The sequence below is a fragment of the Mesorhizobium sp. CNPSo 4688 genome (assembly GCF_057784295.1).
Genome location: NZ_JBWLUY010000049.1, coordinates 1 through 10,272, shown reverse-complemented (window position 1 = coordinate 10,272; position 10,272 = coordinate 1). Strand labels below are relative to the sequence as shown.

The 10,272-nt window shown below is 57.4% G+C and carries 6 protein-coding genes and 3 pseudogenes; 7 read left to right on the top strand and 2 right to left on the bottom strand.

All coding sequences use genetic code 11. The features are described from left to right. Positions 1 to 208: 208 nt before the first annotated feature. A pseudogene (locus AC04SH_RS34120) lies at positions 209 to 335 on the bottom strand (bifunctional Delta(1)-pyrroline-2-carboxylate/Delta(1)-piperideine-2-carboxylate reductase); the annotation flags it as partial. A gap of 141 nt (positions 336 to 476) precedes the next feature. On the opposite strand from AC04SH_RS34120, the pseudogene istA reads away from it, so the two are divergent. From istA to alr, 4 genes and pseudogenes are all read left to right on the top strand, one after another. Beyond that, positions 477 to 1,631: pseudogene (istA, locus tag AC04SH_RS34115) on the top strand (IS21 family transposase). A 28-nt stretch (positions 1,632 to 1,659) separates the two neighbouring features. Then, a pseudogene (locus tag AC04SH_RS34110) lies at positions 1,660 to 1,942 on the top strand (ATP-binding protein); the annotation flags it as partial. A 574-nt stretch (positions 1,943 to 2,516) separates the two neighbouring features. Beyond that, on the top strand, positions 2,517 to 3,734 hold the full coding sequence (locus AC04SH_RS34105) for an arginine deiminase (RefSeq protein ID WP_488481825.1): 1,218 nt from the start codon (positions 2,517 to 2,519) through the stop codon (positions 3,732 to 3,734). 180 nt (positions 3,735 to 3,914) lie between these two features. Further along, positions 3,915 to 5,042, top strand: coding sequence for an alanine racemase (alr, locus tag AC04SH_RS34100; RefSeq protein WP_488481824.1), 1,128 nt, complete (start codon positions 3,915 to 3,917; stop codon positions 5,040 to 5,042). A gap of 293 nt (positions 5,043 to 5,335) precedes the next feature. Here alr and AC04SH_RS34095 read toward each other — a convergent pair whose 3' ends face one another. After that, entirely contained in the window at positions 5,336 to 5,713 is a 378-nt protein-coding gene (locus AC04SH_RS34095; RefSeq protein ID WP_488481827.1) for a hypothetical protein, read from the bottom strand. Here AC04SH_RS34095 and AC04SH_RS34090 point away from each other — a divergent pair. From AC04SH_RS34090 to AC04SH_RS34080, 3 genes are all read left to right on the top strand, one after another. Then, the gene (locus tag AC04SH_RS34090) at positions 5,597 to 6,598 is read left to right on the top strand and encodes an IS5 family transposase (RefSeq protein ID WP_488481826.1); all 1,002 of its coding nucleotides are present in this window, start codon (positions 5,597 to 5,599) and stop codon (positions 6,596 to 6,598) included. The two genes, AC04SH_RS34095 and AC04SH_RS34090, sit on opposite strands and share 117 nt — an antisense overlap. A gap of 717 nt (positions 6,599 to 7,315) precedes the next feature. After that, positions 7,316 to 8,896 (top strand): carbamoyltransferase C-terminal domain-containing protein, encoded by a 1,581-nt coding sequence (locus AC04SH_RS34085; RefSeq protein WP_488481823.1) that lies wholly within the window; start codon positions 7,316 to 7,318, stop codon positions 8,894 to 8,896. Positions 8,897 to 9,212: 316 nt separating this feature from the next. After that, positions 9,213 to 10,272 (top strand): serine hydroxymethyltransferase (locus tag AC04SH_RS34080; protein WP_488578019.1); only part of this gene is annotated, 1,060 nt, incomplete at its 3' end.

Here is a 10,272-nt window from a genome sequence, read left to right as displayed (position 1 = left end):
ATCTCTTCCAACTTGAGCTCGCTGACCCCTCCGGAACAAAAATTTGCCGATCTGATTGATGAGCTTCTGGGCCTTTATCCCGAGATGACCTGAAGGTGTGGCACCCAGCATTGCATCATCGAGCGCCCCATCAACGTCGTATGACCTTCCTGGCAGCTGGATTTGAAAACGGTCCGGCCGATCTCGTTTAGGCGGCCCGGGTGGCCAAAACAGCCCCCGCGCGCCCGTCGACGAACACCCGCGCCCCAGATCGCAGCCGTATCACTTTCGCGCATGTCGGGCTTAAACGCGCCTATGAGATCGAGGTGCGATCCCTCCCGCAGCCACGCGCCCGCCGCATCGTCCGGATATGCCGCTGCGGCGACGGCATGATGCGAACGCTGCTTTATGAAGCCACGCAGACACTGGTGGCGCGCGTGACGAAATGGTCGTGGCTGAGGGCGTGCGCTGGGATTTCGGTGATCGAGATCGGGGAGATGATCATGATACTGGATTTGCATCGGCAGGGCCTGTCGGTGTCGGCGATCGCCAGGGAGAGCGGGATCGACCGCAAGACGGTGCGCAAATACATTGCGGGGGCGGGCTCGAGGCTCCGGCCTACGGACCGCGCAAACCGCGTCAGGCGGTGATCGATCCCTTCACAGCTTATCTTCGCGAACGCGTCACGCGATATCCGGGCTCACGACTTCCTGCGCGACGTCCGTCCTGCGTCAGCGGAGCGGGGCTACGAGGTTCGCTTCGAGACCCGCCCGGCGAGCAGGCGCAGGTTCGACTCTTTACCGACGAACCAACGACACCGAGGATCGTCTGGCTATTCTCTCTGGTGCTCGGCTTCAGCCGCTTGATCTGGGCACGCTTCGTCGTCCACCAGGATCTATCGACGCTTCTAGGTTGTCATGCCGCCGCCTTCGAGGCGCTGGGCGGCGCTCCTCGCGAAGTGCTTTACGATCGTATGAAGACGGCTGTGATCGGCGAAGGTGAGGCCGGCGGCATCGTCTACAACCGTGCCCTTGTCGATCTTGCCCGGCACTATGGTTTCCATCCCAAGGCCTGTCGGCCTTATCGCGCCAAAACGAAAGGCAAGGTCGAGCGACCGTTCCGCTACATTCGCGAGGATTTCTTCCTGGCCCGGTCCTTTCGTAATCTCGAAGACCTGAACGCCCAGTTGCGCCACTGGCTGGACATGGTCGCAAACCCGAGAGTTCACGCCACCACAAGGCGTGTCGTCAACGAAGCTTTCGCCGGGGAGCGGGCAGCGCTGCGGCCGCTGCCATTGGCTCCGTTCAGATCGGTCCTGAAGCTCGAGCGACGCATCAGCCGGGAGGGCATGATCAAGCGTCGGCGGCAATTTCTACAGCGCGCCCGACGCCACCAGGCGCCGTGTCGTCGAGGTGCACACCCGAAGAGGTGCGCGTCTTCGAGGACGGCGCGCTGAGCCACCCATTCCATTCTCGAAGGTCGGCATCAGCGCATGTTGGGCCGGTCATCGCAACATCCATGTCCACAAGCGCCGAGAGAGACCGAAGAACGACGACGTCACCCTTCACGGCTCCGGTGACAGGGTCGCTCAGCGCCCGTTGGCCTTCTACGATGCCGTCGCCCGGTTGATGGCGAAGGAGCAGCGTCCGTGACGAACGCGCTCGATAACACGCATCCACAATCGATCGAATCCGCCACGACCTCGTCGGCCTGGATGCCGCGGGCGCTCGAAACGCTCGATCATATCGTGCGTCGGCTCGAGCAAGCCGATATCGCCGCCCTCGAAGCCATGGACATCCTCCTCTCGGAAGAGTTGACCCTGCGGGAGAACAGCCGTATCAAGACGGCACTGCGCATGGGGCGCCTGGCCACGATCAAGACGCTCGCCGGCTTCCACTTCTCTTTCCAGCCCTCGCTCGACCGCGATCGAATCTTCACGCCTGCCCAACTCGGCTTCGTCGACCCGCTGCGAGAGCTCGCCGTCATCATGCATGCGATGCTCCGCTCCGGTGAGCTCTTCAACAGGGCGATGGCCATCGCCTAACTCTCGAGCTGTGCAGCGCCCATGGCGTGAAGAGGAGTCCCTGCCAGGACCCAGGCTGGTCCATTCCGTAAGACCGTCGCACCACGAGTTTGCTCGGAGCGTGCGAGACATACATTGGAGGGACCATCCCACGAAGCCCCATGATGCGGCGACCCATGTCGACCGCGTAGACGACCGTGCTCCCGGCAAACACCTCCCGCACCAAAAGGCGCTTGCAAATCTCGCTATTAGACGACGGTCTTACCCTTTGTAGGGAGTCGGACAAACCTGTGAGCCTACCTGTCGGACGCGACAGTCAACCTCTTGATCATAAGTCGTCTTTGGTCGGCATACTTGTTGCAGGCGGAGGATTACTCATTCGCACATTAACGGAGCCGCCTATGTCCACGCAAACGATTTCATTTGAAAGCTATGCGCTGGCGACCGTAGAAGGCACCAGTCACCCCAACCTTGTGGCGGTGTATGGCCTTCAACTGACAGTGAGGACGGCCATATGACGACCTTAGGGGTTCATTCAGAAGTTGGCCGGCTACGTGAGGTCCTTGTTCATCGACCAGACCTTAGCCTCCGCCGCCTTACACCGAAGAACTGCAAGGGCTTCCTCTTCGATGATGTGATTTGGGTCGAGCGTGCGCAACAGGAGCACGATGCCTTCGTGGAAAAATTTCGTGAGCGCGGTGTCGTCGTTCGTTCTTTGGGCGACCTGCTGTCGGAAACTTTGGCGTTGTCCGACGCCCGCGGCTGGCTCCTAAATCGACGCGTCTGTCCTTCAGTCGTCGGCCTGGATTTCGCCAATGAGTTGCGGAGCTGGCTTGACGAGATGCCGTCAAGTCAACTCGCGGCCTTGCTCATTGGCGGGATCGCGCGTGAGGATCTTGAATTTAAGCCGCACGGGCTGACTGGGCGAACATTAAAGCCCGAGGATTTCGTTCTACCTCCTTTACCGAACCAGCTTTTTACGCGTGACAGTTCATGCTGGATCTATGGCGGCGTCTCAATCAACCCCCTGTATTGGCGCGCTAGACGGCCTGAGGCAGAGAATGTTGAGGCAGTCTATCGCTTCCATCCTCGATTTCGGGACGCTGGCTTCACACGGCTGTTGCCTGATCGAACCAACGGTGCGCTCAGTCTTGAGGGGGGGGATGTGATGCCAATTGGTGACGGTGTTGTTCTAATCGGTATGGGTGAGAGGACCACGCCGCAGGCCGTCGAGGCATTGGCGCGCGCTTTGTTCAAGGTCGACAAAATCACTCGCGTTATTGCGGCTCTGATGCCCCGGGACCGTAGCTTCATGCATCTCGACACCATCTTCACCTTCTGCGACCGAGACCTGGTGACGATTTACCCACCCGTGGTGGAGGGGCTGCGAACGTTCACTCTCCGCCCGGGCAATTCTGAGGATACGTTCGATGTCACCGAAGAGGATGAACCCTTCTTGTCTGTCGTGGCCAAGGCCCTAGGACTTAAGGCTCTCCGAATAGTGCCTACCGGCGGCGATCACTATGAGGCGGAGCGAGAGCAATGGTCCGACGCAAATAACGTAATTGCGGTCGAGCCGGGCGTTGTCGTTACCTACGACCGCAACGTCAACACGAATTCATTGCTGAGTCGCGCCGGCGTTGAAGTGATAGCGGTCGAGGGCGCAGAACTCAGCCGTGGACGAGGTGGCGGCCGTTGCATGACTTGCCCGCTAGCACGCGATCCCAGCTAGAATCAAGTACTCGCAATGAAGATCCTCTTCCTAGTCGCCAGCCGCACTGCGGAAGACGAACTTTTAATACATTGGCCAAGCGGGCGCGACAAAAGTTGTTGCTCGCCCGTGCTCTACTTCGGATCGCAACCAATAAAAAGAATGCGATGCTTCTCGATCAACTCGCAAAGGGGGTAAAAGATGTTGTCCATACCGCAGCGCGCGGATGCTGTGCTAGAAGTCAATCTGGCGGCAGTTCAGGCAAATTTCCAGACTGTGTCGGCCATGGTCGGACCACATGTAAAGGTGGCAGCAGTCGTTAAAAACGACGCCTACGGGCTTGGTATTATTGAGGTCACAAGGACGTTGGCCGCCGCCGGATGCGATCTTTTTTTTGTTGGAGATCTCCACGAAGCGATGGCAATAAGGAGTTCCAAGATAGGCGCGACGGTTGCGGTTCTCTGCGATCAATTTACGACGTTGAGGAAATACTATAGATCCAGCCGGATTACACCTGTAGTGAATAACTCCGGTGAACTGGACGCTATTAGCGCTGCGGGCGAGGCGCAAACATATTTTCTCAATGTGGAAACCGGCTTCTCTCGCTTCGGGCTTACTTTTGACGACGTACGCAGAAATTATCTTTCCGGCACTTTTAAGCGGCACCACCCCTCAGTCGTCCTCAGTCACCTCGCTTGTAGCGATCGCGTTGCCGACGCAATGAATGTGCTGCAGAGTAACCGCTTTCGGGCGATCTCCAATCTGCTTAAACCTGCCCGTTGCAGTCTAGCCGCATCCGCGGGTGTTTGGCTCGGGAAGAATTTTCATTTCGATATCGTCCGGGTGGGTTCAGCGCTTTTTGGTCTCAACAACGCCGGCATTCAACCGAACCCTCTTCTGCCCGTCGTAAAACTTCAGGCAAATATACTCGATGTGCGAAATGTGCCCAAGGGTGAGGCGGTCGGTTATGGCGCGACATTTCGTACGGTCCGAGACAGCCGCATAGCGATCTTGGGCATCGGTTACAAGCATGGCCTTCCTTGGGCCTGCGGAAACAAGATATCCGTCCGGTTTGCTGGATATTCGGCTCCTCTGGTCGGAAGAACGTCGATGGACTCCACCGCGATTGACATAACGGACGTTCCTGAGGCAGTTTGTCTTCCGACCGTCTCGGTCGAATTGCTGGGTGAGAGTTTCACCGTGAATGATCTCGCAGCGGCCGCTGACGCTTATGCTCCGGAAGTGCTGATGCGCGTCGCCGCCGGTTGCGCAAGACGGTACTTGAATGTGCCCTCTGCACTGCGATCGTCAAGAGTTAGGACAGATTAATGGCAAGCCCGGGTTCGAAAGCGATCGGCTGGGGAACCATGCATTGCAGCTGGGTCAGGCACCGTTTCCACTCTGCGGTGCGGGAATCATCCATATCAACAGGTCGTCCTCGGCCAGTTCAAGTCGACTGACGGGACCCGCCGCACCGGCTGTGGCCGGTAGCGACGTTGATGCCCTGCATACTGGGTGCTCGATGCCGACTGGTTTTGAGCCTATACTGCCACGTCGTCTATGCCATTACAGCGGCGGAGCTATCGTGGCAGTTTGCCTTAGAGCCTGTCTCGAAACTCTTCCTAGTCGGGTCTTCTGGGCGTAAGACTGACCCGCACGTGCTTGGCAGTGATGAAGCCGGCCACCCCGTAGCTTGCACCCCACTCGATGCGGTAGTTCTCGTCAACGTTGGTGATTTCCAGATCAAAGATGATTGCCGGCATCATGTCGAAATCGGCGCAATTGTTCGAGCTCACGCCCTCAAGGGCGAGGGTAACTGTCGCGTGCTTGTCGAGAACAAAGTAGCCTTTGGCATCCACCTCGTCGTCATATTCCAGGCCTGTATGCGCAGTAGCCCCCCTTTCCGGAGAAGGCGTCTCAATCAGTTCGGCATCATGGAAGCGTGGCACGCGCCCGAACCACTTAACGAGGGCCTCGCCTCCGGGAATATCGTGCAGCATGGACTTAGGTGGTGTCATGACTTGCGAACGGGGTTGAGTGGTCACGATAGCGCTGATTCAAAAGGGGTTGCTGTAACCGTTCTGGAACCTGCGATGTGGACTCCAACAACCCGTCGGCAGCATAGCCGAACAGGGCTACGCTATGCCAGCGATCTGACCGACGCCGAATGGACACTTATCAAACCGCTCCTCCCACCTCCTTGCGATCAGGGCCGCCCTCGCTCCTGGCCGCTGCGTGAGCTCGTCAACGCAATTTTCTACGTGCTGCGCTCGGGTTGCCCTTGGCGGCTGCTGCCATCGTACCTTCCGCCGAGAAGCACCGTGTTCCGCTGGTTCCGCCGCTTCCGTGACGAGTGCCTGTTCGAGAAGGTCAATCACCGGCTCCTCATTCTGGACCGCGAGCGTTGCGGCCGGGATGCCTCGCCCACAGCCTCGGTCATCGACAGCCAGAGCGTCACGACTTGCGAGAGCGGCGGGCCGCGCGGCTATGATGCGGGCAAGAAGATCATGGGGCGCAAGCGCCACGCTTTGGTCGATGCGGACGGTCGGGCACTTGTGCTGTTCCCGCATCCAGCTAGCATCCAGGACCGCGACGGCGCTGGGCCGGTCCTGCAAGCCTCGCGGCGACCCTTTCCCTTCATCCGCAAGGTCTTCGCCGACGCTGGCTATCAAGGCCCCCCGAGTAGCCGAAGCTACCTCCGTCGCAGTCGAGATCGTAAAGCGAAAGCCCGATCAGGTCGGCTTCGCCGTCCAGCCCAAGCGCTGGGTGGTCGAGCGCTTCTTCGTCTGGATCAACCGCAACCGGCGGCTATGGAAGGACGCCGAGGCGACCATCGAGTCCGCCACCGCGTTCCTCTACGCTGCGGCCGTCATGATCCTCGTTAGGCGCATCGCGCGTAACTCATGAGCAGTTTCGGGACGGACTCTTAGCAAGGTATGCAACGGCGACCGCGACGAGGGCGACAGCGCTCTCCTCGCGCTCATTGGGCATGACTTAGCGAAAGCGACACGCGAAGTATGGTCGGGTCAAATATTCACCACCTTATGCCCGCGATGCCCGCCCGCCTTCACCGTCGCGCGGACTGCCCAGTGAGTCGAACTCGTGTGATCGGCGAGCGTCCCCTCCACGAGCTTCTCGACCAGCGCAGACTGAAGTGGTGCAATGCTCGGGGCATGTCTTGTCGCGCAGCAAATCGTTAATGACGCCGTTCCTGCTCCGCCACACGCCCGATCCTCGATTGGCTGACTACCACGATCGCGGCGGCCCCAGACCACCAACAGAGTGAAACGCGCTCGCCAGAAGCAGTTGACGCAACGTCCCATTGAATGGAAATATTAATGTCATATATCTTTACAATTATTTTGCCTACAACCACAAAAATTGACCATCGCCGGGGTTTCAAGATCAGGCCGCACTTGCTACACGGATGCTATAGAGTTATTGTAAGAAAGAGGCGCCTTTTATATATAGCAATCTTCTGGCGATCAATCTGCTAGCCTGGCTTGAGGCGTTGGTGCCGCAAGAGGCGAAACGCGCCTAGCTTGGTCAAAGTCTTCCCGCAATATCTCCGATAGTCTTCATTCTGTAGGAGCTCATCCAACATGAGAATAATGTCGTTTAAGCCGGGTCATGACGGCGCAATTGCAGCGCTGGATGCGTCAGCAGCCGAGCTCATCTATTCATACGAGGCTGAGAAGGATAGCTTTCCCAGATATTCGACCATCACTCCATCAGCGGTCCTTGACGCCGCTGGCCGCATGCAGGCCATTCCGGATGTGATTGCCGTGAGTGGCTGGTCGATCACGGAAAACCCGAGCCACAGGCCCGTTGCGGCAGGCTACTATGGCGTTGGCAACGGATCGGAGATTGTCGGCGAGACATCTATCTTCGGCAGGAAGATGCATTTCTATTCCTCAACGCACGAACGCTCCCATCTCTGGGGATCCTACGGCATGTCGCCGTTCCCCCTGGGAATGCCCTGCTATGCGCTGATTTGGGAAGGGGACATCGGCGATTTCTATGAGGTCGATGAGCGACTGAAGGTAGCTCATTTGGGCAGAGTAATAACTGCTCCGGGTAGCAAGTATGCTCTTCTCTATGCGTTGGCCGATCCGAAATTCACCTTTCCCAAAGGACACTTGCGCTTCGAGGACGCCGGCAAGGTAATGGCGCTTTGCGCCTACGGGCAGCCCGGACCGCCTGACCGGGAAGAGCAGGCCCTGATTGACTACTTGCTTCCAAGCGATCTGTACCCGCTGTCCAAGGAGACTCTGCTGAATTCGCCCTACTACAACATTGGCGTAACCGATCAGAAGTTCACTAACCTTGCTAGGAAAGTTTCTGACGCCATTTTCGAGTCGTTCCACACTTTCGCGAAGAGGCATCTGACAAAGGGGTACCCGCTGCTGATTTCCGGCGGATGTGGATTGAACTGCGAGTGGAATCGCCGTTGGCTCGAAACAGAGCTTTTTTCAGATGTTTTCATTCCGCCATGCACAAACGATACGGGCTCGGCGATCGGGACCGCTGTGGACGCCATGCGGCATTTCACCGGCAATGCAAAGATCAAATGGGACGTGTATTCAGGGCAGCCGTTCGTGTTGGACGAAATTGACCACACCGGACTTGTGATTTATCCACTCGACTACGAACAAGTGGCCTCGGCATTGCTCGATGACAAGGTGATCGGCTGGGTGCAGGGGAATTGCGAGATCGGGCCGCGGGCGCTCGGCAATCGGTCAATTCTCGCGGCGCCTTTTTCAAAAGCAACTCATGAGCGTTTAAACCGAATCAAGAACCGGGAGGCTTTCCGCCCGATCGCACCGGTTTGCCTGGAGCAGGACGTGGCGCTCCACTTCGACTTGGCACGCCCGTCGCCCTACATGCTCCTTTTTCAGAAGGTTATCGATAGCCGGTTAGAGGCCGTTACGCATGTTGACGGCACAGCGCGGGCCCAGACAATTTCATTGGATCAAAACCCCCCCCTGTTTCAGCTGCTTACCTCGTTCAAGGGAAAAAGCGGGGTCGGCGTTCTCTGCAACACGTCGCTTAACTTCAGTGGCACCGGCTTCATAAACCGTGCAAGCGACTTGCTGACCTATGCCCGAGCTGCAGGTCTCGACGGATTTGTTATCAATGATTCCTTCTACCTTTTCCAGGAGTCTCGCGCGGCATCGATATGAAAGAAAGAGACTATATGAACGAATGTCCACTAGCATGAATTAGAGTATGGCGGCATCGGACGGCCCTGTTGGCGGCGTCGAGGGCGGCCAGAAAGTAGCAACAAAGCGAACGCAATTCACAATGGAACAGCGGAGCCGGCCATGTCCGGCGATGATGCTGCGGCGCGTGTTTATCAGCAGTATTTTGTAGATAAGCAACACTTCACTTGACAAGATAGACATTTATATGGGGTGCCCTATATGGTATAATTACTGTTACTACAATAGTACCATTCAACGGTTCACTACTTAAATTAGGCACATGCTTTAAGAAGGAATCGCAGAGCGCGCTGAGCACGAAAACGCTCAACAAGAGCCCCTAATTCAGGCAGATCCCGAACTTGCACGATTAATCTCAGCAGACGAGTCTAGGCAGCGAAGCCAGGTAGAATTGATCGCCCCGAAGAATTACATGAGTAACGCGGTCCGCCAAGCGATGGCATCGATGGTGGTATTCACCACCGTTGAGGGCTATCCGGGGAAACGGTATCACGCTGGTGTCGAAAACGTCGATGCCATTGAACGCCTTGCCATAGAGCGAGCCAAGGCGATGTTCGGTGCGGGACACGCAAATGTGCAGCCCCATTCTGGTAGCCAAGCTAACCAGGCAGTGTACTTCGCTTTACTCACGCCCGGAGACACAGTGTTGAGTATGGACCTTTCCTCAGGGGGGCACTTGAGCCACGGGTTCAAGTCCAACTTGTCCGGTCGCTGGTTCAAAACAATATCATACGGGACAACACCTGAGGGGTTCATCGACTACGATACGATGGAACAGCTCGCTCGCGAGCATCGTCCCAAGCTCATTATTGTAGGCGGCTCATCCTATCCTCGTGCTATCGATTTTCCTAAGGTATCAAAAATCGCTGCGGAAGTTGGCGCAGTCACACTCGCCGATGTATCCCACTTTTCCGGACTGATTGCTGCAAAAGAGTATCCAAGCCCATTTCCTCACATGGACCTGGTAACCACAACGACGAACAAAAATCTACGCGGGCCGAGGGGAGGGCTGATAATGTCTCGCGACGCGGCTTTAGGTAAGAAAATCGATTCCGCGGTATTCCCCGGCATTCAAGGCGGGCCGCTGCCCGACGTTATTGCCGCCAAGGCCGTCTGTTTCGGTGAGGCCCTTAAGCCCGAGTTTACCGAATACGCTAGACGGGTACTGAGCTGCGCGCGAACTCTGGCGGGCGGCTTGAGCGCACGTGGGTTCAAAATCGTCACAGGGGGGACAGATACGCCATTCACGATGGTTGACCTCAGAACGCGTGGGCTGACGGGCGATGTCGCGCAGAAGGCATTAGAAGCTCATGGCGTGACAACGAACCGCAATCTTG

Coding starts and splice junctions, on each gene's coding strand:
- AC04SH_RS34105 (WP_488481825.1), top strand. CDS start 2,517: ATGACGACCTTAGGGGTTCATTCAGAAGTTGGCCGGCTACGTGAGGTC.
- alr (WP_488481824.1), top strand. CDS start 3,915: ATGTTGTCCATACCGCAGCGCGCGGATGCTGTGCTAGAAGTCAATCTG.
- AC04SH_RS34090 (WP_488481826.1), top strand. CDS start 5,597: ATGCGCAGTAGCCCCCCTTTCCGGAGAAGGCGTCTCAATCAGTTCGGC.
- AC04SH_RS34095 (WP_488481827.1), bottom strand. CDS start 5,713: ATGCTGCACGATATTCCCGGAGGCGAGGCCCTCGTTAAGTGGTTCGGG.
- AC04SH_RS34085 (WP_488481823.1), top strand. CDS start 7,316: ATGAGAATAATGTCGTTTAAGCCGGGTCATGACGGCGCAATTGCAGCG.